Source organism: Aquirufa regiilacus (assembly GCF_032470275.1).
In the GTDB taxonomy this organism is placed as follows: Bacteria; Bacteroidota; Bacteroidia; order Cytophagales; family Spirosomataceae; genus Aquirufa; species Aquirufa regiilacus.
This window is the reverse complement of sequence record NZ_JAVNWW010000001.1, coordinates 1,221,703-1,244,712: the sequence shown is the minus strand read 5'-3', so window position 1 is coordinate 1,244,712 and position 23,010 is coordinate 1,221,703. Positions and strand designations below refer to the sequence as shown.

At 42.1% G+C, this 23,010-nt stretch carries 22 protein-coding genes and 1 tRNA gene; 10 read left to right on the top strand and 13 right to left on the bottom strand.

The features are described 5' to 3' along the window. The 6 genes from nirD to PQG45_RS05465 are packed head-to-tail and all read left to right on the top strand — an operon-like array spanning window position 1 to window position 8,597. A complete protein-coding gene (gene nirD / locus PQG45_RS05490; protein WP_130897033.1) occupies window positions 1-357 on the top strand; it encodes a nitrite reductase small subunit NirD in 357 nt (118 codons plus the stop codon). Beyond that, window positions 347-1,834: an alginate export family protein gene (locus PQG45_RS05485; RefSeq protein ID WP_316070417.1), complete on the top strand. Its 1,488-nt coding sequence runs from the start codon at window positions 347-349 to the stop codon at window positions 1,832-1,834. Before nirD ends, PQG45_RS05485 begins: the two co-directional genes overlap by 11 nt. 19 nt (window positions 1,835-1,853) lie before the next feature. Continuing rightward, window positions 1,854-3,134 carry a NarK family nitrate/nitrite MFS transporter gene (locus PQG45_RS05480; protein WP_316070416.1) on the top strand — a complete coding sequence of 427 codons (1,281 nt, stop codon included), beginning with the start codon at window positions 1,854-1,856 and terminating at the stop codon, window positions 3,132-3,134. An 8-nt stretch (window positions 3,135-3,142) separates the two neighbouring features. Beyond that, window positions 3,143-6,670, top strand: a complete 3,528-nt coding sequence (locus PQG45_RS05475) for a molybdopterin-dependent oxidoreductase (RefSeq protein WP_316070415.1) — start codon at window positions 3,143-3,145, stop codon at window positions 6,668-6,670. Then, a complete protein-coding gene (locus tag PQG45_RS05470) occupies window positions 6,667-7,164 on the top strand; it encodes a nitrate reductase associated protein (RefSeq protein ID WP_316070414.1) in 498 nt (165 codons plus the stop codon). The genes PQG45_RS05475 and PQG45_RS05470 overlap by 4 nt, the downstream gene beginning before the upstream one ends. Then, window positions 7,161-8,597, top strand: a complete 1,437-nt coding sequence (locus tag PQG45_RS05465) for a rubredoxin (RefSeq protein ID WP_316070413.1) — start codon at window positions 7,161-7,163, stop codon at window positions 8,595-8,597. Before PQG45_RS05470 ends, PQG45_RS05465 begins: the two co-directional genes overlap by 4 nt. Here the strand turns inward: PQG45_RS05465 and PQG45_RS05460 are convergent. The 8 genes from PQG45_RS05460 to PQG45_RS05425 form a co-directional block, all read right to left on the bottom strand. Beyond that, complete coding sequence (locus PQG45_RS05460; protein ID WP_130897039.1) at window positions 8,566-9,141, bottom strand: molybdenum cofactor guanylyltransferase; 576 nt, start codon at window positions 9,139-9,141, stop codon at window positions 8,566-8,568. The two genes, PQG45_RS05465 and PQG45_RS05460, sit on opposite strands and share 32 nt — an antisense overlap. Continuing rightward, entirely contained in the window at window positions 9,138-9,416 is a 279-nt protein-coding gene (locus tag PQG45_RS05455) for a SelT/SelW/SelH family protein (RefSeq protein ID WP_130897040.1), read from the bottom strand. Before PQG45_RS05455 ends, PQG45_RS05460 begins: the two co-directional genes overlap by 4 nt. Window positions 9,417-9,430: 14 nt before the next feature. Further along, complete coding sequence (locus PQG45_RS05450; protein WP_316070412.1) at window positions 9,431-10,414, bottom strand: type II toxin-antitoxin system HipA family toxin; 984 nt, start codon at window positions 10,412-10,414, stop codon at window positions 9,431-9,433. A 3-nt stretch (window positions 10,415-10,417) separates the two neighbouring features. Continuing rightward, window positions 10,418-10,696 (bottom strand): HipA N-terminal domain-containing protein, encoded by a 279-nt coding sequence (locus PQG45_RS05445; protein WP_316070411.1) that lies wholly within the window; start codon window positions 10,694-10,696, stop codon window positions 10,418-10,420. Window positions 10,697-10,715: 19 nt separating this feature from the next. After that, entirely contained in the window at window positions 10,716-11,027 is a 312-nt protein-coding gene (locus tag PQG45_RS05440; RefSeq protein ID WP_316070410.1) for a helix-turn-helix domain-containing protein, read from the bottom strand. A 163-nt stretch (window positions 11,028-11,190) separates the two neighbouring features. Beyond that, window positions 11,191-11,469, bottom strand: coding sequence for a 3-hydroxyacyl-CoA dehydrogenase family protein (locus PQG45_RS05435; protein WP_262707899.1), 279 nt, complete (start codon window positions 11,467-11,469; stop codon window positions 11,191-11,193). Between the two features lie 66 nt (window positions 11,470-11,535). Further along, on the bottom strand, window positions 11,536-12,231 hold the full coding sequence (locus PQG45_RS05430) for a hypothetical protein (protein ID WP_130897045.1): 696 nt from the start codon (window positions 12,229-12,231) through the stop codon (window positions 11,536-11,538). Then, on the bottom strand, window positions 12,221-13,312 hold the full coding sequence (locus tag PQG45_RS05425) for a hypothetical protein (RefSeq protein ID WP_315575100.1): 1,092 nt from the start codon (window positions 13,310-13,312) through the stop codon (window positions 12,221-12,223). Before PQG45_RS05425 ends, PQG45_RS05430 begins: the two co-directional genes overlap by 11 nt. Before the next feature lie 87 nt (window positions 13,313-13,399). Between PQG45_RS05425 and PQG45_RS05420 the strand changes: the two genes are divergently transcribed. Beyond that, window positions 13,400-13,738, top strand: coding sequence for a winged helix-turn-helix transcriptional regulator (locus tag PQG45_RS05420; protein ID WP_130897047.1), 339 nt, complete (start codon window positions 13,400-13,402; stop codon window positions 13,736-13,738). A 182-nt stretch (window positions 13,739-13,920) separates the two neighbouring features. Here PQG45_RS05420 and PQG45_RS05415 read toward each other — a convergent pair. The 3 genes from PQG45_RS05415 to PQG45_RS05405 all read right to left on the bottom strand — a co-directional run bounded on the left by PQG45_RS05415 (window position 13,921) and on the right by PQG45_RS05405 (window position 17,434). Next, window positions 13,921-13,993: transfer RNA gene (locus PQG45_RS05415), tRNA-Thr, on the bottom strand. 62 nt (window positions 13,994-14,055) lie between these two features. Beyond that, window positions 14,056-15,936: a DUF349 domain-containing protein gene (locus tag PQG45_RS05410; protein ID WP_316070409.1), complete on the bottom strand. Its 1,881-nt coding sequence runs from the start codon at window positions 15,934-15,936 to the stop codon at window positions 14,056-14,058. Between the two features lie 19 nt (window positions 15,937-15,955). Continuing rightward, window positions 15,956-17,434: a glycine--tRNA ligase gene (locus PQG45_RS05405; protein WP_316070408.1), complete on the bottom strand. Its 1,479-nt coding sequence runs from the start codon at window positions 17,432-17,434 to the stop codon at window positions 15,956-15,958. A gap of 84 nt (window positions 17,435-17,518) precedes the next feature. On the opposite strand from PQG45_RS05405, the gene PQG45_RS05400 reads away from it, so the two are divergent. The 3 genes from PQG45_RS05400 to PQG45_RS05390 are packed head-to-tail and all read left to right on the top strand — an operon-like array spanning window position 17,519 to window position 21,173. Further along, complete coding sequence (locus PQG45_RS05400) at window positions 17,519-18,475, top strand: glycosyltransferase family 9 protein (protein WP_316070407.1); 957 nt, start codon at window positions 17,519-17,521, stop codon at window positions 18,473-18,475. Beyond that, window positions 18,472-19,338 (top strand): carbon-nitrogen hydrolase, encoded by an 867-nt coding sequence (locus PQG45_RS05395; protein ID WP_316070406.1) that lies wholly within the window; start codon window positions 18,472-18,474, stop codon window positions 19,336-19,338. The genes PQG45_RS05400 and PQG45_RS05395 overlap by 4 nt, the downstream gene beginning before the upstream one ends. Further along, window positions 19,335-21,173 carry an LTA synthase family protein gene (locus PQG45_RS05390; RefSeq protein WP_316070405.1) on the top strand — a complete coding sequence of 613 codons (1,839 nt, stop codon included), beginning with the start codon at window positions 19,335-19,337 and terminating at the stop codon, window positions 21,171-21,173. The genes PQG45_RS05395 and PQG45_RS05390 overlap by 4 nt, the downstream gene beginning before the upstream one ends. Here PQG45_RS05390 and bshB1 read toward each other — a convergent pair. Both bshB1 and PQG45_RS05380 read right to left on the bottom strand, forming a co-directional pair. Continuing rightward, a complete protein-coding gene (gene bshB1, locus PQG45_RS05385; RefSeq protein ID WP_315575113.1) occupies window positions 21,170-21,886 on the bottom strand; it encodes a bacillithiol biosynthesis deacetylase BshB1 in 717 nt (238 codons plus the stop codon). The two genes, PQG45_RS05390 and bshB1, sit on opposite strands and share 4 nt — an antisense overlap. Before the next feature lie 3 nt (window positions 21,887-21,889). Continuing rightward, window positions 21,890-23,002, bottom strand: a complete 1,113-nt coding sequence (locus tag PQG45_RS05380) for a peptidoglycan DD-metalloendopeptidase family protein (protein WP_316070404.1) — start codon at window positions 23,000-23,002, stop codon at window positions 21,890-21,892. Window positions 23,003-23,010: the final 8 nt, after the last annotated feature.

Sequence of the window (23,010 nt, the reverse complement as noted above, 5' to 3'; positions counted from 1 at the left end):
ATGGTAGAAACAACAAAACAACATTGGATACTCGCGTGTCCCACACATGATGTACCTGAGAATGGTGGCGTATGTGTAAAAGTAGGAGACCAACAAATTGCTATCTTTAATTTTACCCGTAGAGGCGAGTGGTACGCCACCCAAAATGAATGTCCCCACCGTCATCAAATGGCCTTAAGTAGAGGGATGATCGGATCAGCAGGAGAAGAGCCCAAAGTGGCCTGTCCCTTTCACAAGAAAACTTTTTCCCTCAAATCAGGGGAATGCCTCAGCGGAGACGAATGCTCCATTGCGACTTATCCTGTCGAAGTTCGGGAAGGTAATGTATTTCTCTTAATTGATTCTCATGAACTATAAATACCTATCACTTATTTTATTGTTCGCAAGCCAGGCTTTCGGACAATTAACGTGGTCAGGCCAAATACGCACTCGCTCGGAATACCGAGACGGAGCCGGAATTCTTCGTCTCAATACGTATGACCCAGCCCTTTTTATTTCGCAACGAACTCGTTTGACGAGTGCCTATAAAAGTAGTCGAGTGCAATTTCAAACTTCCATACAAGATGTACGCGTTTGGGGTCAGGATGCATCAACTATTTCAGCGGCGGATGGTGTTCGTTTAGGTGTTCATGAAGCCTGGACTGAAATCAGTTTAGTAAATAAAAAGGATACAATTTTGCCAGGTTTTGTGGAGTACTTAGGTATTAAGTTAGGAAGGCAAGAATTGATGTATGATGATTCACGTATTTTGGGGAATCTGGATTGGTTGCAGCAAGGCCGTCGACATGATGCACTGGTTTTGAAACTGATTAATAAAGGCTGGAGAGTGGATTTGGGAATGGCATATAATCAAAATACGGATGCTTTTCAAACAGACGGAAGCTATTATGTGCCTGGTAATGTTCTTCCGTATGTGAAAGATAGCAAGGGGAATTTAGTAGCCGTTCCCGCAGGAATTATTCCTTTGGTAGGAGTTACTGGTTTATCAGCGAAGAACGGTGTCGCTAGTCTGGTAAATCCTCCGTCGACGAATGCTTTGGGCCAAAATTACAAATCGATGCAATTTTTGTACCTCTCAAAAAACGTAGGTAAAGCGAAATGGTCTGGAGTCATTTTGAGTGATCAATTTGGAGCTTATAGTCTTGATTCCACTCGGAATATAGCGGGTAAAGACACGGCTTATGTATTTGGACGTCGCTACCATTCTACGGTGTTAAATGCGCGTTGGACAATAGGGTCGAACTTCTCTGCACCTTTGGCAAAAGCTTGGAATTTTAATGGAGCCATTTATTACCAAACAGGCAAGGATAAAGACGGCCTTCTTTTAGATGCCTTTACTTCTTCGTTAGCCATTACCTATCAACCTAGGAATATAGCCTATACGTTTGGTTGGGATGTTGTTTCTGGAAATGATGCCTTTTCGAGTTCAAAAACCAATCATCGATTTGATCCCTTGTATGGGACGCCACATAAGTTTTGGGGATTGATGGATTACTTCTATGCAGGAACGGGTTCCCCGGCAGGAGGGTTGTCTGATTTGTATCTAAAATCAAAGTATGTTGCTAAAAATAAACGATTCAGTTCAGGGATGGATCTGCATTATTTTGCGTTGGAGGCGGATCAAAAGGCCCAAGATGGTCAAAAAATTAACCCCTTCTTAGGTATCGAACTAGACTGGGTTAGCACCTATGTGCTGAACAAGTTTAGTATGCTTGAAATGGGTTTTTCTGTGATGCAAGCAAGCGATTCGATGGAATCGGCTAAGGGATTTAGTCCCGGCACCACTCAAAAACAAGCTTCATGGGCTTACCTACAACTCAATATGCTATTATAATCCACTTAAATAAAATCTAATGAAGAACAATCTGCCGCTCGAAAAATTAAACATTTTCTCCTTCCGTGGGGTACAAATGCGTACGTTTCATATTACTTGGATGACCTTTTTTGTTTGTTTCTTTGGTTGGTTTGGACTAGCGCCATTGATGCCTACAATTAAAGAAACTTTGCATTTGACTAAACCACAAATTGGGAATATTATTATTGCTTCCGTTTCAGGAACCATTATTGCTCGGTTATTGATTGGTCGCTTGTGCGATACTTGGGGACCTCGGAAGACCTATACGGCTTTACTATTAGTGGGGGCGATTCCGGTAATGTGCGTTGGACTCGCTGAAAGTTACAGTAGTTTCCTTTTGTTTCGCCTAGCAATCAGTATCGTGGGAGCTTCTTTTGTGATCACTCAATTTCATACGTCAATGATGTTCTCGCCTGCCATCAAAGGTACAGCGAATGCTGTTGCCGGTGGATGGGGTAATTTAGGTGGAGGAATCACGAATATGTTAATGCCCGTTGTATTTACGGCAATTGTTGGTTTTGGTTATGTCAAAGCTGACGCTTGGCGTTATGCGATGATTCTTCCCGGCGTGATGATGCTACTAATGGCCTTTGTATATTTCAAATTTACGAAAGATACACCTGCTGGCAATTATGATGAAATTGATCGTGATGTACAATTGAAGTCAAAAACGGATTTTACGGTATTGAAAGATTGGCGTGTTTGGGCCTTGGCTTTGGCATATGCTGTTTGTTTTGGTATGGAAATTACGTTTGATAATGTGGCAGCCTTACATTTTGTGCAAGAATACAACTTAACCCAAAGCAGCGCTGGCTTTTGGGCTGGAGCTTTTGGTTTTATGAACATCTTTGCGCGTGCCTTGGGAGGTTTTTTTGCCGATCGAGTAGGTCGCTCCTATGGTATGCGTGGCAAGGGTTTACTATTAGCTTCGGTTTTATTGTTAGAGGGTGTCGGCCTATTACTTTTTGCCAATGCAGGTAATTTACCTTTAGCAATCCTATCGATGATCACTTTTGCATTATTTCTAAAAATGGCAAACGGGGCAACTTATGCCATTACTCCGTTTGTCAATACGAAAAATGTTGGTTTTGTGAGCGGAGTAGTAGGTGCAGGTGGAAATGTGGGTGGTATGTTGTTTGGATTCTTATTTAAGAGCGAAAGTATCACCTATATGCAAGCTTTCGGTTATATTGGTATGATAGTAATTGCCGTTTCCGCCATCATTTTTGTTACTCGATTTAGTGAAGCAAAAAAAGCGCTTGAATTAACGGTTGCCTAATATTCAACATGGAAAAATCCCTCAAACCTGGTTGTACTGAACACAAAAGTACCTGTTGTTACTGCGGGGTCGGCTGTGGTGTATCTGTTCAAAAGGATGCGCTTGGTCGCCTGCTTGTTGAGGGGGAAATGGGGCATCCTGTAAATGACGGCCAATTGTGTAGTAAAGGTATGAATTTGCACTATACGGTAAATGATGTATCAGACCGTTTACATTATCCATTGATGCGCTATGCTAAAAATCAGCCGCGCATTCGGGTAAGCTGGGAATCGGCTATGCAGCGAACAGCGGCTGTCTTTAAGTCTTTAATTGCTCAATATGGACCTGAATCTGTCGCATTTTATGCCTCTGGGCAATGTTTAACTGAGGAATACTATGTAATCAATAAGTTGATCAAAGGATTTATCGGCAGTAACAACATTGACACAAATTCCCGTTTGTGTATGAGTTCTGCCGTGGTGGGTTATAAAATGAGTTTAGGGGAGGATTCGGTGCCCGTTTCCTATGCCGATATTGATTTAGCGGATGTTATTTTAGTAGCAGGTGCAAATCCTGCTTGGTGTCATCCCATACTTTGGCGAAGGGTGGAGGCTGCCAAAGCCCGCAATCCAGATTTGAAAATTATTGTGAGTGATCCCCGCAAGACGCAGACCTGTGCTATAGCGGATGTTCACTTGCAGGTCAATCCTGGAACTGATATTGTTTTGCATCACGCTATTGGGCGCCTGTTAATTGAAATGGATGCGGTAGATCATACCTTTATTCGTGACCATGCAGAGGGGTATGAGGCGTACCGGACATCTGTCTTATTAAGGTCGGTGGAGGAGTCAGCGCTGATTTGTGGCGTTTCGCTAGCGAAAATTACGCAGGCAGCTAGCTACATTGCAGGTGCGAAAAGCTACATGAGTATGTGGACTATGGGCTTGAATCAAAGTGCGGTGGGTGTAAATAAAAATCTCTCACTGATTAATTTGAATCTCATTACAGGCCAAATAGGTCGCCCAGGTGCCGGCCCACTTTCTTTAACGGGTCAGCCTAATGCCATGGGCGGCCGGGAAGTAGGAGGACTCTCTAATCTACTGCCAGCCCACCGTGATTTATTAAATCCAGCACATCGGGCTGAAGTGGAGCAATTCTGGGGTGTTCCTGCTGGAAGTATCGCTGCCAAGCCTGGTTTAAGTGCTACAGAAATGTTCCAAGCACTAGATGACGGTACCTTAAAGGCGGTGTGGATAATTTGTACGAATCCATTGACTAGTATGCCGAATGTTCGTCAGGTAGAGGCGGGTTTGAAAAAGGCTAAATTTGTTGTAGTTCAAGAAATTTCCAACAAGGCAGAAACTTTAGAGTATGCTGATGTTGTTTTTCCAGCTGCGGCTTGGGCCGAAAAAGAAGGAACAATGACAAACGCTGAACGGCGCATTTCTCACTTACCTAAAATTGTCAATGCTCCAGGAGAGGCGTTGCCAGATGCGGAAATTATCTGTCGATTCGCCCAGGAAATGGGTTACCAAGGTTTTGATTTTGAAAATGCCTCAGCCATTTATTCGGAACATGCACAATTAACAGCAGGTACGCACATAGATGTTAGTGGACTAAATTATGCGACTTTAACGAAAAATCGGACAGTTCAATGGCCTTACCCCGCCGGATCAACGGGTGCTGGTACCTCGCGTCTATTTACAAATCGTGTATTTTATACTCCCTCTGGGAAAGCCCAAATTCAGTCGGTATCAGATGAAAATACTTCGGAAAAATGCAGTGAAGAATTTCCCTTTATTTTGAATACTGGTCGTATTCGAGATCAATGGCACACTATGTCCAAGACCGGGAAAGTCAATAAATTAAAGCAGCACATGGGTGAATCCTTTGTAGAGGTTCACCCAGATGACGCGGCTTTCTTACGCATTCAGGAAGGTTCGCTCGTCGAGGTCAAGAATCAACGTGGATGCGTTCGCGTAAAGGCGAAGTTAAGTGATGATCTGAAACGTGGTTGCGTTTTTATGCCGATGCATTGGGGGAAAATCGCAGGTCGTGATGATAATCGAGTAAATAACCTTACTTCGAGTCTCGTAGATCCGAAAAGTAAGGAACCCGATTTCAAATTTGCTGCCGTTTCTGTTCAGGCCTTTGTTAAGCAGAAACAAAAAATAGTTGTTGTAGGTGCTGGAGCTGGTGCTTGTGGCTTTGTTAAATCGTACCGACAAAACAATTCCGTAGATGAAATTGTAGTATTTAGTAAAGAAGATTTACCTTTTTACAATCGTGTTTTGTTGCCAGATTATATTAGTGGGGCTTTGCCTTGGGTGAATTTGGTAAAAATGTCGGAGGCAGAAGAGGAAGAACATTCCATCTCGTTGTACCGTGGACTCGGCATTGATTCGATTGATCGCGGAGCAAAGACAGTGACCGACTCGAAAGGACAAGTGCATTCCTACGATGTGTTAATTTTAGCAACAGGTAGTAGACCAGCTATGTTGCGTGATTTGCCACCTTTGGAGGGGATATTTACGATGCGAAGTCGGCCTGATGCAGATCGCTTCAAGGCTCATGTGGATCCTGCCAATGGTCCCGTGGTCATTGTAGGTGGCGGGTTGCTCGGAATTGAGCTTGCCGCATCCTTAGAGGAAATGCAGATTTCCGTTTCTTTGGTTCATCGCAACTCCCGCTTCATGGATCGCCAATTGGATCCATTAGGCAGTCAGCTTTTGCATGAAGAATTAGTGGATAGGGGGATCTCTATACATTATAATGATGAAATAGAGCGCTTGTTAGGCGATTATGCGGTAGAAGGTGTCCGATTGAAAAGTGGACTTACTTTACCTTGTCAAGCTATTGTCATTGCCATTGGTACAATCCCAAACATCGAATTAGCTAAACAAGCTGATTTACTCACGCAGCGCGGTGTGGTAGTAGACGCCTACTTACAAACAAGTGATCCTTCCATTTTCGCGATAGGAGAAATAGCGGAATGCAATGGGGTTTTGTATGGCATTACTGCAGCGGCTGAACAGCAAGCTGAGGTCTTAGCTCGCTACCTCAATGGCGATATCTCCCGTCAATATAGTGGATCTTTGTTGATGAATATATTAAAGATGCCCGGTACGGATCTCTGTTCTATGGGAGTAGTGGAATGTCCTAAAGATCCAGCCTTTGAGGAGGTGATTTTTATGGACAAAGCCAAACGATTTTATAAAAAATGCATTATTCACAATGACCGCCTAATAGGCGCCATTTTGATTGGAGATAAGCGGGAATTTTTAGAATTCCGAAATTTGATTGAGCAAAAATTAGAGCTAAGTGAGAAACGATTGCTTTTATTACGATCAGGCAAAGCGCCTGAGCCGATACTTGGGAAGGTGGTCTGTTCTTGTAATGGGGTAGGGGAAGGAAATGTAATTCAAAAAATCGAAGCAGGCTGTAGCGATCACTTACAATTATGCCAATTATCTGGTGCGGGTATGGGCTGCGGCAGCTGCCGGCCAGAAGTGAAAGCTTTGTTAGATAGAACGTTGAAACAAAAAATAATTTCATGAAAATCTTAGCCCCTTCGATCTTTTTAGGTCACGCAAATATTGAGTATTTTGTCTTCGAGGAAGATTTTATGGAAGCGAACATGCGTTGTATTCCGATGGCTGTTCGATTTAAATTAGACGCGGTACAGATAAAATTGAGCTTAGCCGCTTGGGCGAAATTCGGTTCTGATGAGAAGTTAGCCTTGGCAATGAATTCGTGTGAATCAGTTACAGAAAAGGCTATGTACGCTCAATTTTTGGCCCAATTAATTGAAAATTATACCGGTCAACCCCCGGCACAATTGTCTGAATCAAAAATTTTAGTGGGATGGCAAGCTGGAAAAAATGTGCCCCAAAGTATTTGTTCTAAGGCTTTGGAATTTGGTTGGGAGGTTACACTCAATAGCTGGAATGCATTAAGTGATTTGCAGCGATACAGCCTTCTTAAATTGACGAATCCTAGTCATGAAAACAAGAATTTTCCTATTGCTATGCGTGAATTTGGACTAGTATGAGATACATAAAAATTAATTTTCTGGGAGGTATTATTTCTCCAGGTGATTTACTTGAGATTCTGAATGTTCTAGATACGCTGAAGTTACGGCAGGTGCGTTTTGGGTTGCGTCAACAAATGTTGATTCCGTTGGAAGCTACTTCTCTAGAGGATTTAGTCCATTCACTGGATGAAGCAGGTATCGTCTTCGAGGTGGATCAAGAAATTTACCCGAATATTGTTAGCTCCTATCCCGCGGAGGAGGTGTTTATACAAGGTACATGGCTGAATGAAGGAGTTTACCGAGATATTTTAGATGGAATCAATTACCAACCTACTTTAAAAATAAATATATCCGATAGTAATCAAAGTTTTACTCCTTTATTGACGGGGAATATCAATTGGGTTGCATCCGCTACAGAGCCACATTTTTGGCATTTATTTGTCCGTTTTCCGAAAACTAATGTGATTTATGAGTGGACAGAATTAGTGTATACTCAAGATGTGGCAGCTTTTTCAAAACAGCTAGAAAGCTTAATTTTATCCGATAAGCAATCATTTTATGGGCAGGAAGCGGCGAGTGGAGAGCTTTTACTTTCTCGCTTGGAGGTTAAAAGTTATATAATTCGTAAGGCTCAGTCGACAGCTGAATTACCACCATTCAATTTGCCTTATTACGAAGGCTTGAATCGGTATAACAACCGGTATTGGTTAGGTATTTATCGGCGTAAAGAATTATTTAGCTGTGATTTTTTACGCGAAGTATGCTTGTTGTGTTTAGATACCAAAGTAGGTCAAATTGGTTCTACTCCTTGGAAATCATTAATGATAAAGGGAATCGAGGAAAAGGACAAGTGCGCTTGGAATTTGCTGTTAGAAAAGCATCAAATAAATATGCGTCATGCCGCGAACGAATTGAATTTTCAATTAGAAGATCATAGTCCGAAAGGTTTAGCCTTAAAGCAATTTTTGGTCCGGCATTTAAATAAAGAAGATACCCGTTCGTTTGGATTAAGTATTGGGATTAAAACAAGGCCGAAAAGTGAAGTTTTTGGAGGAATCGTGGTACGCTCGCGATCTGTTTTGTGGGGTTTATTTTACGTATATGATATTTTATGCGCGCATGATTTTAATCCTAATCAGCGAACAGGCTATCTATTTTGTTCAAGTGTACCTAAATTTGTGTTGGGTGAGCAATTGCGTCGAGCCATTTTGTCATTTTATAAATATAGGGCCACCCAGGTGCGCCAAACCATTCGATCAGAAGTCCGCACTGAGGAAAGCTTGGAAGAAAATCGTTATTTCTGTGTTGCGTGTTTAACACGTTATGACCCAGCCTACGGTGACCTCTCTCAAGGTATTGAACCCGGAACGCCGTTTATGAATCTAGCAGATGATTATTGCTGTGAATTGTGCAATGCGCCTAAAGTGACTTTCCGTATATTGGGAAATTGACATTCTCGAAATTATCCATTTCTTCCGGAAGGATTGGTAAATAGGCTGTTGGGAATTGATCCAAAAGTGCCGTTAGGCTGAATTTTTGTGGAGGTGCGGATAAGATTTGAGCTAAAATCCGCGCTGAATAAATCGCACAAAGTGGTTCTGGCCCTTTATGACTTCTGTATACCCAAATCCCCCGTTTAGGATTTTGTTCCCGAAATACGAGTAGTCGCTCGATCTGAGCAAATGACAAATAAGGAAGATCTGTTGCCAAAGCAAAAAGATCCTCTTTGGGAAATTGCTGATGCACACTTAATATACCAAGTAAAGGGCCTTTTACTGGGATTTTAGAATTGTCAATCACTAACGATTTAATTGAAAAATGGGCTTGGTACGTATCTAATTGACTAGAATTGAGGCTGACGAAACAGGATAAATTCCCTTTTTCAAGTAATTCAAATGTTTTTTTGGCCCATAATTTTCCGGCCTTATCTAGCAACAAACCTTTATCGGTTCCCATCCGAGTGCTAGCCCCACCTGCCATGAGTAGACCGATCATTTGTCGCTGTGTCCTAATATTTTTTCAGGACAGATTTCGTCTCGAACGAGTTGCTTAATCACCTTTATTTCCTCAAATCCTCCGTTTAACTTTCTGTCAAACAAAGGTTTATCATCTATAGAAATGGAGAATTCTCCTGCAATTTGGCTAGGCTTTAACATGACACCCCCAGCTTCTAGTTCGAATGTACTGAGGAGTTCTTGGGCCACATAGGCTGCTCGCAGTAACCAGTTGCATTTCGGGCAGTATCTGATGAGAAGAATCGGTTTAGACATAATATTGCAATTTACTAGATTTTCAGTCGTTTCAACCGTCCCTGGTAACTTTGATAATAGTTTTTCTGAGCACTTTCTTCTAGAAAGGAGCGTCGAATCAACATTTCAATCTCAGTCGAATTCGCCTGCATTTGTTCGAGAATTCGTTCTACCATTTTTTCAGGGATATTTGCCATTTTTCCCAAGTGTATAAACTGATGGATTAATTTTCCCTGGTATTGCGCCTTCGGATATAAGCCACCTAGTAAGGCAAAATCGCTATCTGCGATATGTAATTGAGAATTCAATAAATCATAGGCCGGGCTCAGAATGTAATCGCCATCCACTGTTTCTAGTAGGGAGAAATTGTTTAAATGGGCATCTCCATTCGAAAACAGGTAATTAAACAAGATGATTTTAAATAGTTTAGGAGCCTCGGTGGCATAGGCAGGCACATATTGCTGCATGATTTGGAACAATTCGAGGTAATTTCCTTCGTATTTGTAATTCGCCCCGTGTGTTTGCGGTGTTCTATTTGCCAAAACCGCAAAGTCCTCTTTCCCTCGTTTCAGTCCAGCTTCATCCCGGTCAAATCGTTTTGTCAAATAGGCCATTTCCCCATTTTGGAAGAAAACAATCCCATTCTCTGCCGTATCTATTTGAAAAACCTGTTTAGCTATCTGTATCGTCAAATGCTCGTTTGCAGGCATCAGATGCTTGTTCTTGCCCAGAGTAGGAATTGGTTTTAGTAAATAATGACCACTTTCCCCCGGCTGAGCTAATCGAAGCTTATTCTTCTCTAGTAGGAGTGAAAACTTTTCCTGTACTCCAGAAATAGACATAATCGTTCTGTTCTCAAAGAAAATACCAGAAACCTCGTCTGAACTCGCCGGTGAAACATAGGGCAGCACGTGATGCACCTTGTGATTCGAGAATAGTCGCTGAATCGCAGATCGGCAGTAACTGGAATGACCTTCAGCTAGTGTACCTGGGCAATAGGAAAGCAGTGGTATATTCACTTATCAGTCTATTTGTTCAATCGTTATCGCACCTATCGTATCGAATTGAGCGGTATGTAATAGGATGCCAAAATGATCCGATGGATCAATCTTCTTGAACTTGCAAACCGCTTGCTTATTGGCTCCCTCTGGTAACAAGTGAAAGAAAACTGGAAATAGGTGAGGGGACTTAAATTCCTTTTTTGATTTAGGCATGGTTAAGCTAATGGCCGGTTTCTTTTTATCTTCTATCCATGTCTCCAAATAGTGAAAATGAAAACTACCATTATTCAGTTGACTCAAAATTCCTGCAGGTTCAGTCTTATACAATATCGTCGCTGTCCTCATTTTCTGTCTCTAATTTCTTGATAGTTAATTGCATTTCAAGTCCTAGTACATCGGCTAGTTTTTGAATCGTCTCCAAGGTAGGATTTCCTTTTCCGCTTTCAAATTGTTTGACCGTTCGTAGACCTACACCTGACAGCATAGCAAGGGTCTCTTGGTTCACTTGGAGCGTAATTCGTCGCTTTTTTAGTGTTTCTATGATGTCTTGTTGGTGCATTAAATTGCTCTTTTTCTTGTATTTAATGATTACTGTAGGCTGATTTAGGCAGATTTGTGCAATATAGTGCACTTTCAGTTGTAATTGTGGATTTGTAAGAAAATAATCAGTTTTTAGAGGAAATTATCAGGGGGCAGGGCAACAAAAAAGCCCGACATTGCTGTCGAGCTTCTCAGAACCCCCTATGAGGATTGAATGAAGTCAAGCATCAATAAGTATAAAATCCCTTGCCCACTTACTTTCCCCATTCTCCTTTGTTGAACTTCTCCACGATAGTTGGAGATGGTTTATCATCTTCATTTCCTGATGCTTGGTATTTTTCCATTCCAACATGATAAGCTAAGTCGATGCCTGTTAAGTCGAGCAACTGAAATGGGCCCATCGGATAGCCGAGACCTTTTATAACAGCCTGGTCAATATCTTCCACGGAGGCAATTCCCAAATCTAATAAATTCAGGGCTTCTTTACGGGTTGCTTGCAGCATACGGTTTACAACGAATCCGAAAGAGTTCAATGAAATCGTATTGAGTTATTTTTCAAGTAAATAAAAAAAGAGGCTATTAATTAAGCCCCTTTTTATTTAATTCTTCGTTACTTTCAAGTCTTTAAAGTAGCCAATTGTCCCTACTTCTACCCACAAACCAATGCTTCCTCGCGTTGATTTGCCCAACATTTTGTTGACAATAAAATTTGGTGACTTTTGGTTGTTAATAAACAAAGTGACCTTCTCTCCTTGATATTCTAATCGGACATCAATCCATTCGTTTAATCCGATATCCGCATAGGTTTCATATAAGCCATTAGCTTCTTTTCGCAAGCGGCTGAAAGTATAACCAGGATAGGCAAAATACTGAACAGTATGGTTTCTGCGCAGTTGGTCATCAGCTCGACCATTACTTGGTCGCAAATAAATATTCTCAAATTGGGTATTCGCCTCATCGATGCGATAGGCCAAACCGATGAATCCTCTTGCTTGTGGGAACGGTGAATCTACTTGAATCTTACTTAACATCTTCACTTCGATGATACCATTTTCGATGTCAGTATTTGCCAACTTAACAAAGGTCGGTCCATCCACAGAGTTCTCAATATTATTAATATCAAAGGGAGATTTGACTAAGTCTCTAGTAACTTCTAAAACTTTTGCTCCGTCTAATTCAACTACTTTAGCAATTGAATTAATGGCGGAAAACGTTTGCTTTTCCCAAGTGAATTGCTGACCATACATGGGTGCGGCCAACAATATCATTACGGCTATAAAACCCTTATTTCTCATTTGATGATTTATAAAATAACCCCGCCCCATAAGAAGTTCCTAAAGTTCCAGGTTTTATTTGTAAATAATAACGACTTGTTTGGTCTTCCTCGATAGATAAACCGCCTGTTTTTTGAAGAACAAAATCAGAACCATACATCAATTTCTTTGGATCGGCTGGTGTACCAAAATCTTGTGGGCCTCCACCTTGATTCACTAATTGATTATAGCCAATAACCATAGAATTCTGAATCTGGTAAGCATTTTTTGCTTCTTTCTCCAATACCCACAAGACGTTGATTCCACTCATGACATTGTTATAAAATTTGAAGTCAGGTGTTGTTGACCAAGTCCAAACAGCTGCACCGTAACTATTCAAAATCAAATTATGATGCATGCTAGATTGTTCAGCAGGTGCATTCCACATCACTACAGCATCTTTTACCCCATAAAAGACACAATGATCGACTTCTAACTGCTTTCCATTGGATAATATGCCCAAGTGGTTAGGTAATGCGAATTGATTCCCTAGAAACAGGCATTGTGTAACGCGCAAATCACTCAAGTTTTTACCTTCCCATACGATTGGATAATTTCGAACGAGTACACCCGCTTTGGGTTTTTCATGCACAGGTTCACCTAATATACGAAGTCCTTGAATGGTAGCATGACTGCTTTCGATTAAAATACCATAATTTGAACCGCCCGTGATTACTTTCTTATCATCACGTTCAAGTTTAAATGGCATTGTCGAAACAATTATGGGCATTTTATTAGGTTCCCAAGCTGAACTATCTGGTAAAATCTCCGCGCGAATTTCGAGGCGATCTTGTTTTGAAAATACCCATTGTGTGGGATTGAATGTAGCGGTTTCAGCAAGTCCATATGTGCCTTCTGACAAGAAAACTTGTATACTTCCTTTGCCAGCTAATTTATTCACACGCTTAGCAGCCTCAAACAACGATTTTAATGGCGTCATTTGAGAACCAGCTGCGTCATCATTACCTGAATTTGCATTCACATAAATCATTTCCTTTTGCTGTGCGAGAACATGATAAGATGCCATCAAATAGCATAGTCCTAAAATCAATACTTTTTTCATATATAATTATTTTTTTCAAAACTACGGAATAATGGTATACATTTGTAACCAGAAATCAATTAGTAGTAACCTCTAAGTAACCGGTATATGCGTTTTATCGATAATCCATTCCAATGTCCCGTAACCCGAACTATGTCAATTATTGGTGGTAAATGGAAACCTATTATTTTGAATTGTATTGGGGATAAGACGATCCGTTTTGGCAAATTAAATCAATTGATGCCAGCCATTTCAAACAAGGTCCTTTCTAAAGAGTTGAAAGATTTAGAGTTACTAGGGTTAATTAATCGATTAGAATCAGATGAACTGCCTCAAAGAGTTGAATATAATTTAACCGACTCAGGGATTAGTCTTATGCCAGTTTTGATAGAAGTTGCAAACTGGGGTAATTCCCATTTTGCAAAGCAGATAGAGTCGAAATTATAGAAAAAAATCCAAAAATATTTCTCTGCCGTAATTGAGGCCCTTGATTTGTGCAAGAATATTACCGGTAATAAAATCGGATACGGTGGAGTGGAGAATGGAGGAAGGGGAGATAAGTTTTTGGTACAAATCTGGTACAAATGAAAAAGCAGCTATAACTTTCGTTATAACTGCCTTATTTTCAGAGCCTCCTGTCGGGATCGAACCAACGACCTACTGATTACAAATCAGTTGCTCTACCAGCTGAGCTAAGGAGGCGCATTTCGGTTTACAAAAGTAGTATTATTCTCCTAAATCGCAAAACCGAACCTTAAAAAAAATTAACTTTTTTTCAATTTTTCCAATTCTTTTTCTGCCGCCGCAATTTTCTTTTCTACCTCCGCACGCAGTTTTTCGCTGTTTTTCGACTTCGCAAAGAACTCTAAGTTGTTGGTTAACACCGCAATATCATTTTCCAATGCTTGGATTTTTTTACGGGAATCTGCCGATGGTGCGGATGATTCAGGCGCGGCCGACTCCGTCTTCAACGACTTCAATTCAAAGCCCCAAGCTGCTAATTGCTCCTTCGGTTGTGTTCTCGCCAAATCAATTAATGCATTCCATGTCTTGCGGAAAGCCTCTTGTAAGTCCTTCACATTCTTCTTAGGAACGAATCCGATCGCATCCCAGGCTGCTTTTACCTCGCCCAAACGCGCTAATAAACTCGCATCCTTCAACATCGCTTCCATGTCGGCTAAGATCGCTTGCTTCGCAGCTAAATTTGCATCCATTTCAGCATCTTTGGCACCTCTCGAAGCCGATCGCTTTAAATTGAAATAGTTGTCACAAGCTGCTTTGAACTTCGCATAGATGCTATCTTTCTGCTTTTCAGGCACATGGCCGATTTCCTTCCATTTCTTCTGAAGCTCGATCACCGTTTGTGTAATCTCCTGTGTTTCGGTTCCTACCGCTACAATGCCTTCTACCTGTTCGATCAATTGCTGTTTCGCTGCTAAATTAGCCTTGCGCTCCGCATCAATCTTACCAAAGAAATCACTCTTAAGTTTGAAGAAGGTTTTTAAATCCGCCCAAAATTGGTGACTGACTTCTTTGCCTCCCTCGCGTGGTAAACCACCCTTTAATTTTCCCCATTGCTCTTGCAAGGCTAATACGGCCTTAGATGCTTGGTTCCATTCGGATATCGATGTAGACGTGAACGACGCATAGCCATGCATCAATCCCGCCAATTCCTTTTTAATCTTTAAGTTCTCCTCAAATACCGCTTTGTTGGCATCCTGAATCTGACGCTTCTGTTCAAACAAGACATCTAGCGATTTCTTGACGCGTTGCCACATCGCCTCGTTATCCTCACGGTGAGCAGGACCGATGTGCTTGTATTCGTTGAATAATTCTTCTGCCTCTTTCAATAACACAGGTAAATTAGTTGCTTGTGCTACGGCTGCAGCCAATTTCTCTAATTTCGCGGCAATGATTTCTTTGGCCTGTAAATTCTTCTTGCGATCAAGTTCTAATAGTTCAAAGAAGATGGAACGGTTCGAATAGAAACGATCAACTAATGCATGATAGGATTGCCATAAGGTTTGGTTCATTTGACCTTGAACGGCGCCTAAGCCTTTCCACTCCTCCTGAATTTTCTTGAATGCCTTGAAACTCGCATTCACATGGGCAGGATCCCCATTATCATCTTTATCGACTAAATCACGTAATTCATTGATTAATCGTGTTTTGCCTTCCAACGCTTTTTCGCGCGCCTTTTCTAAGCCCTGAAAAAATGCTTGCTTCTCGGTACGAATGTGATTGATCAATTGGTCAACCGCATGAACGGCTTCATCTTTGAAGTCAAATCCTTCATCAGACCCTTCATTGGCAGCTTTAAATGCTTCCGCAGCCGCCTGCTTTTCCGCATATTTCAATTGGCTCCACGCTTCCTTCACCTCTTTGGTGATTTCATCCACCTTTTTATAGGTTCCTGGATGGGCATGTTCCGACACGATGTCTTTGATTGTTCCAAAATACGTCAGGAAATTATCTTTCGTAGCGACTGCAAAGTCGAATAGGGGATAGCTCACTTCCTTTTCTGTCGTGGGTGCTTCTACCTCTTTGGCAAGCATTTCGCTTGTCTCTGCTGCTACGGGAGTTGTTTCCTCAACTTTCACAGGTTCGATTGCTTCGTTTTCCGCTGGATTTTGATCAGTTGTCATGTCGTCGTTGTTTGCGTTTTTAAACTAATTTTTCAAAAATACGCTCCATCGATACCGCATGGCCTAATTTTTCTTTTAGGTCAGCGATAGAAATGCGCTCTTGGCTCATCGTATTGCGATCACGGACCGTAACGGTCTGATCTTCCATGGTTTGATAATCAACCACGACGCAATAAGGCGTACCAATTAAATCTTGACGTGTATAGCGCTTACCGATCGCTCCTCCATCGTCATACGTTGTATTGAAGGCAAATTTTAATTGATTCGTAATTTCTTGTGCTTTTTCCGCTAATCCATCTTTCTTCACCAAGGGCAATACCGCCACTTTCGTAGGTGCTAAGGCTGGATGAATATTCAGGTAAACGCGTTGTTTCAAGCTTTCGCCTTCTCCTGTCGTTTCTTCCGTGTAGGCATTACACAAAATAGCTAAGAACAAGCGATCCGCTCCCACGGACGTCTCTACCACATATGGAATGTAGTTTTGATTGATCTCGGGGTCAAAATATTGTTGCTTTTTCTTCGATAAATCTTGGTGCGCCTTTAAGTCAAAGTCGGTCCGTGAATGTATCCCTTCCATTTCCTTAAAGCCAAATGGGAACTTATATTCAATGTCCACCGCAGCGTTTGCATAGTGGGCTAATTTATCATGATCATGGAATTTCAAGGAATCTGCCGGTAAGCCGATTGCCTGGTGAAACTTCATACGCGTTTCTTTCCATTTGTTGTACCATTCCATTTCCGTGCCAGGACGTACAAAAAATTGCATTTCCATTTGTTCGAATTCGCGCATACGGAAGATGAAATTTCGTGCCACGATCTCATTGCGGAAGGCTTTCCCAATTTGCGCAATACCAAACGGCACTTTCATGCGGCCTGTTTTTTGCACATTTAAGAAATTGACAAATATTCCTTGAGCTGTCTCTGGACGTAAATAAATAAGGGATGCATCTTCAGAAACCGCACCCACTTGCGTCGAGAACATCAAATTAAATTGACGTACCTCGGTCCAATTGGCCGTTCCTGAAACCGGGCATTTAATGTTTTGGTCAATGATTAATTGGCGAACTGCTTCTAAATCTCCGGCATCCAATCCTTTCGCCATCGCTTGCATGAGGGCTTTCGCCTCATCTGCTTTCCCTTCATCCTCTAAGGCTGCCGCACGCTCTTCTAATAAGGTATCAGCCCGGTAACGCTTCTTGGAATCCTTGTTATCAATCATGGGATCATTGAATGAATCCACGTGGCCTGAGGCCTTCCAAGTCAACGGATGCATGAAAATCGATGCATCTAAGCCTACCACGTTGTCGTTCAACATGGTCATGGCTTTATACCAAACGTTCTTTAAATTATTCTTTAGTTCTACGCCATTTTGACCATAGTCATAAACGGCCTGTAAGCCATCGTAAATTTCAGAGGATGGAAATACGAAGCCATATTCTTTGGCGTGTGAAATTATATCCTTAAGTGCTGAGGCGGTATCTTGTTTTTTCTGCTCCATGTAATCATTCAATTAAGCATGCAATTTACCGAAAAGAATGAAAGAGAATAGATTTTTCTTAATTTTGCGAGGTATTTTTTTTCTATGCAAAAAATCCTTTGTATTCGTTTTTCGTCCATCGGGGACATTATCTTGACCACGCCCATTGTGCGTGTGCTCAAAGCGCAATACCCGCATGCCGAAATCCATGTGGCCACGAAGGCTTCGTTCGCACACCTTTGGGAGGGAAATCCCCAGGTGCACCACGTACATGGCTTCGATGGAAATATCTGGAAATTTGCCAAAGAGCTTCGTCAAGAGGGTTTTGATTTGGTTTACGATTTACATAAAAATTTGCGTTCCCATGTTTTGTGTTTGCTACTAGGCAAAATTCCCAAGCAGATTAATAAGTACACAAGCGCGCGAAATACCTTCATTAAAAAGAAAATCAACAAGCTGCCCGGACATCTCGTAGATCGAAATTTAGCTTCACTGGGGCTAGGTTCCGACGGGCAAGGCTTGGATTATTTTATACCGGCAGCATCGCATGTTAATCTCACGGATTACGGCATTAAAAAACCTTTTGTGCTTTTCGCCATCGGGGCGGCACATCAAACGAAGGTGCTTTCATATCCTAAGATGATCGAATTAATCGATTCAATCCCGCAGCAAGTCGTTCTCGTTGGCGATGATTGGGATGAAAAAATAGGGTACCGATTAGCAACGCTCTTCCCCGAGAAAGTCTTGAACCTGTGTTCGCAAACCAGCATTTCACAAAGTGCTTCTTTGGCGCAGCAAGCCGACATGGTTATCGCGCATGATTCTTCGATGATGCATATTTCTGCCGCATTGAAGCATCCTAATTTGTTTACACTTTGGGGAAGTACGCATGTGGGGCTCGGTTTTACCCCTTACAAAACGTCATTCACCGTGATTGAAAATACGAATCTTACTTGTCGACCTTGCTCGACACAAGGTTCAAATGTGTGTCCATTAGGACATTTTAATTGTATGAATTCATTGGATCTTTCAGCGATAAAGGACGCTGCGCAAGCATTATGAAAAATATCAAATTTGCCTTATTGCAATTAAGCTGCTCGGAGGACGTGCAAGTGAACCAACAAAAAACGGAGGCAAAAATCCGTGAAGCAGCGGCCCAAGGTGCGCAGGTAATTTGTTTACAGGAATTATACCGTTCCGTATATTTCTGCCACAAGCAAGATGCCGCTTATTTCGATTTAGCCGAAGTGATTCCGGGGCCTGGGACAGATACCTTACTCGCGCTCGCGCAGGAATTGAAAGTTGTTATTATCGCTTCTTTATTTGAAAAACGAAGCAAAGGTGTCTATCACAATACGTGTGCGGTACTCGATCATGCCAAAGGTTACCTAGGTAAATACCGTAAAATGCACATCCCACAGGATGCTGGATATGAGGAAAAGTACTATTTCACACCGGGTGATTTGGGTTACCAAGTATTCGATTCGAGTTACGGTAAATTAGGAATCTTGATTTGTTGGGACCAGTGGTATCCCGAAGCGGCTCGCTTAACGGCGTTAAAGGGTGCTGAGGTATTAATCTATCCCACGGCAATTGGTTGGGATAATCAGGAAACCAATAGCGAAATCAATCGGGAGCAATATCAAGCTTGGCAAACGGTCCAACGGGGGCATGCGGTTGCGAATGAAGTTCCAGTCATTGCGGTGAATCGGGTAGGGGAGGAAAATGGCCAAACTTTTTGGGGGGGCTCATTTGTAACGAATGCCTTTGGTCGCGTGATTTACCAAGCTTCGCATAACACGGAGGAAGTAGCGGTGGTGGAAATTGATTTAGACGCACAGGAACAATACCGACGGATTTGGCCTTTCATGCGGGATCGTCGCATCGACTCTTTTCAAGACCTGACCAAACGTTTCATTGATTGAGCTACCTCATTAATCTTATTCGATTATATGCTTTTTGGCTAATTTTCTTTTTAGTCGAAAGGTTGATTTTTGTCTTTCAATTTTGGGAAACACTGGCCGATGCTGCTTGGTCGGAAATATTAACGATTTTCTTAGCTGCGCTCCGACTCGATGCTTCGATGGCGGGTTATGTTCTTGTGTTCCCCGTGATTTGTTGGACGATTGAAATTTTGCTCGGAAAGCAGTTTGTTTCCGCGCGGTTTTTATTGCTCTATCATCGATTTTTTATTGGGTTATTTGCCCTCATCAGTGCCATCAATTTGAATATCTACCGCGAATGGGGGGCAAAGGTGAACTTGAAAGTTTTTAAAATCTTTTTCAATTACCCTTACGAATCCACGATTTCGAGTTTAGAAACAGGTATCGGGTTGACCGTTGGGATTTTAGTGGTGCAGGTTTTATGCTTCAGTTGGCTGATTCGCTTCTTCATCTGGACTGGCAATCCTCATTATCCTTGGTTAACGCGCATCGCTCTTTCTTTATCCGTGTTAGGGATGACCGTATTAAGTGTGCGGGGTGGTTGGCAATTAGCCCCCATCAGTCAAAGTATGTCGTATTTTTCGGCAAAACCTCTATTAAACCATGCGTCGGTCAATACCGAATGGAATTTAGCCAAAGATGTCGTGACCAATTTGGCAGGAAATGCGGATGATTTTCAGTTTATGAAAAGCAGCCAACTGGATTCGATATTGAAGCCTTACCAGTTAGATACCTTACAATCTCCCCAAATATTGCAGGTTAAACGGCCGAACGTCGTGTTTATCATCCTGGAAAGCTTTACGGCAGATGTGGTTAGCTCTTTGGGAGGAGAAAAAGGAATTAGTCCTGAATTGGAAAATTTGATGCGTCAAGGAATATCCTTTTCAAATGTATATGCCTCAGGAGATCGTACGGACAAGGGACTGATTGCCGTATTGAGTGCATTTCCAGCTCAAGCGACCAAAAGCATTATTTCGGAAACAGCGAAGCAAGAGCATCTTCCATCGATTGCGCAGGTTTTCAAAGAACAGGGATATCACACCTCCTTCCTATATGGCGGGGAAAGTGAGTTTTTTGGATTTAAACCCTATGTATTAAGTCATGGATTTGATCGACTGACGGATAAACATGCTTTTGCAGCAAAGGATCAAAACTCCAAATGGGGGGCGCATGATGGTGTCGTATTTAACCGTTTTCGGAATGAAATAGCCCAATTGAAGCAGCCATTTTTTGCGACGATGTTGACCTTGTCTAACCATGAGCCTTTTGAGATTCCAGAATCGCCGCGCTTTCCAGGTTCCGATTTACCAAACCGCTTTCGCAGTACCGCCTTTTATACGGATAAATCCTTGGGTGCATTCATCCATTCCGCTCAAAAAGAGGCTTGGTTTAAAAATACCTTATTTGTCATCGTGGCTGATCATGGCCATCGATTGCCTAAAGAAAAGTATGCGATTTCAGAAGCGAAACGATTTCATATACCGCTCTTGTTTTTTGGAGATGTGATCAAACCGGAATTTCGGGGAAGACAGTTAGCGGTCTTCGGAAGCCAAACCGATATCGCCAAATCATTGTTGGGCCAAGTTGGCTTCGATGCAAGTCGATTTGCGTTTAGTCAGGATTTGTTCGCCACACATTCGGATCAGGGATATGCATTTTTTGACTGGGATAATGGCTTTGGCGTGATTCGAAAAGGTAGTTTTGTTAGCTTCGATAATGCAGGCAAGCGAATCATCAAGCAGGAGGGCAGTCAAAATCTAATGACGTTTGGTCAGGCCTATATGCAAAAGGTTTTCACTACCTACGAGGCTTATTAAATAAGTGAGGCTAAATCTTGGATCGCAATGGTCTTCTGCGTTTGAAAACCTTCTCCGTATTGAACGCCAATCTTATGGCCCATTTCGCGGGCGCGTGCCTCAATGAAATTCAGGAATTCTGGGCTCGAAATGTAGGATGCAGGTTCTGTGGAATTGGGGTCAAAGAACTGACTACGGAATGCGCGGATCGATGCTTCTTTGGTTGCCCAATGCTTTGAAATATCAATTACGAAATCCGGTGTGAGGTAACGATCTTGAATGTAATGAAAGAGCTGTTTGGGACGCCATTCCGATTGTTTTACGCCTTCGCGTGTAGTTTCGATCTTGCGTAAGCCACTTAAAAAACAAGCATCTATCGCTAATTGTGCACCCTTTCCATGGTCAGGATGGCGATCTTCTAATGCATTGGCTAATACGATTTCGGGTTGAAACGCACGTATTACTTCAATCAATTTTAGTTGGCTCTCTTGGTCATTTTGAAAGAACCCATCGGCTAATTCCAAATTTACACGGGCATGAATCCCTAAAACCTTACTTGCTTCCGCTGATTCGGCTAAGCGAATTTCAGGCGTACCACGCGTCCCTAATTCGCCCCGCGTGAAATCAACGATCCCTACTTTCTTGCCTTGCGCGATTGCAGCGGCAATAGTTCCAGAAACGGCTAATTCAGCATCGTCTGGGTGGGCAGCCATGACAAGTATATCTAGTTTCATAGGTTAGTGAATGCGTAAACGTCTTCCCGCACGGATGGTTGATGACATCTTTAATCCATTCAAGCGCGCTAATTTACTAGCAGATATTCCCGCACGCTGTGCAATGGAATACAAGGAATCTCCTGAACGTACTTTGGTCCAAACTTTTCGTCGGCTACGGATTTTTTCTCCCGCACTTCCGTATTCATTGCGAAGCGATAAAGCGCGAATATTGAAGGTTTGCGCGGTAATTAATAAATGATCCGACAGCGGTTCACCGGTTCCAAAGTTATAAACTTGATTGGGATTAAAGGGATTGCCTTCAAAACGTGTTTCAAAATGGAGGTGAGAACCTGTACTTCTACCGGTATTTCCACCGAGGCCAATTTCATCACCGGCTTTCACAAAGGTTCCGGGTTCCAATCCTTGTTTGGACATGTGGCCAAATAAGGTCTCTAAGCCATTGTAATGGCGTAATACCATGTATTTTCCATAGCCACCTCCATCATAATTCACCACGCGAACAATGCCATCAAAGGGGGCATATATTGGATTTCCTGTTTCTAAATCTAAATCGACGCCTGCATGCAAACGTCCCCATCTGGGACCGAAGGGACTCGTTTGTTTCACAACGGCTAAGGGTTGTGCCCAATTGCGCCCTGCTGGTAAATTGTATAATTCTAGATCAACCGGTTCGTCAAATTCCTTGGCATTGATGTCGTAGGGGTCAATGCTTTTGGTATCCCAAATTGAATAATAAGAAGCCACGGATACGAAATCTTCGGATCCTACTGGTGCATTTTCTTCTTCAATTTCCACGACCAAAGCTTCGCCTTCGTCGATGGAGGTTGTGTCGAAATTACTGATCGTCGGATTGATGATTTTTAAGGGTTCATATTTACGCTCCTGCATTTCAGACCCTTGAATAGCAGTTGCCGTACTTTCGCTTTCTGTACGAAAGGTCAGCGGAGGTAAATCGTCCAAATCATCCTTTTTTGCCGACTTATCCTGGTACAAGGATGAGCTCGGCTTGGACTCAATTTTGGTATTTTTCTTGAAAAGCTTTTTTTCTTGGGCATAGGTTGACAGGGTCGCAAAGACCAAGCAAATGCCAAGAATGATTTTGCTAATATGCATACGTTTTT

Bases quoted from the DNA above. Each gene is read 5' to 3' on its own strand.
- nirD (WP_130897033.1), top strand. From the start codon at position 1: ATGGTAGAAACAACAAAACAACATTGGATACTCGCGTGTCCCACACAT.
- PQG45_RS05485 (WP_316070417.1), top strand. From the start codon at position 347: ATGAACTATAAATACCTATCACTTATTTTATTGTTCGCAAGCCAGGCT.
- PQG45_RS05480 (WP_316070416.1), top strand. From the start codon at position 1,854: ATGAAGAACAATCTGCCGCTCGAAAAATTAAACATTTTCTCCTTCCGT.
- PQG45_RS05475 (WP_316070415.1), top strand. From the start codon at position 3,143: ATGGAAAAATCCCTCAAACCTGGTTGTACTGAACACAAAAGTACCTGT.
- PQG45_RS05470 (WP_316070414.1), top strand. From the start codon at position 6,667: ATGAAAATCTTAGCCCCTTCGATCTTTTTAGGTCACGCAAATATTGAG.
- PQG45_RS05465 (WP_316070413.1), top strand. From the start codon at position 7,161: ATGAGATACATAAAAATTAATTTTCTGGGAGGTATTATTTCTCCAGGT.
- PQG45_RS05460 (WP_130897039.1), bottom strand. From the start codon at position 9,141: ATGATCGGTCTACTCATGGCAGGTGGGGCTAGCACTCGGATGGGAACC.
- PQG45_RS05455 (WP_130897040.1), bottom strand. From the start codon at position 9,416: ATGTCTAAACCGATTCTTCTCATCAGATACTGCCCGAAATGCAACTGG.
- PQG45_RS05430 (WP_130897045.1), bottom strand. From the start codon at position 12,231: ATGAGAAATAAGGGTTTTATAGCCGTAATGATATTGTTGGCCGCACCC.
- PQG45_RS05425 (WP_315575100.1), bottom strand. From the start codon at position 13,312: ATGAAAAAAGTATTGATTTTAGGACTATGCTATTTGATGGCATCTTAT.
- PQG45_RS05420 (WP_130897047.1), top strand. From the start codon at position 13,400: ATGCGTTTTATCGATAATCCATTCCAATGTCCCGTAACCCGAACTATG.
- PQG45_RS05410 (WP_316070409.1), bottom strand. From the start codon at position 15,936: ATGACAACTGATCAAAATCCAGCGGAAAACGAAGCAATCGAACCTGTG.
- PQG45_RS05405 (WP_316070408.1), bottom strand. From the start codon at position 17,434: ATGGAGCAGAAAAAACAAGATACCGCCTCAGCACTTAAGGATATAATT.
- PQG45_RS05400 (WP_316070407.1), top strand. From the start codon at position 17,519: ATGCAAAAAATCCTTTGTATTCGTTTTTCGTCCATCGGGGACATTATC.
- PQG45_RS05395 (WP_316070406.1), top strand. From the start codon at position 18,472: ATGAAAAATATCAAATTTGCCTTATTGCAATTAAGCTGCTCGGAGGAC.
- bshB1 (WP_315575113.1), bottom strand. From the start codon at position 21,886: ATGAAACTAGATATACTTGTCATGGCTGCCCACCCAGACGATGCTGAA.
- PQG45_RS05380 (WP_316070404.1), bottom strand. From the start codon at position 23,002: ATGCATATTAGCAAAATCATTCTTGGCATTTGCTTGGTCTTTGCGACC.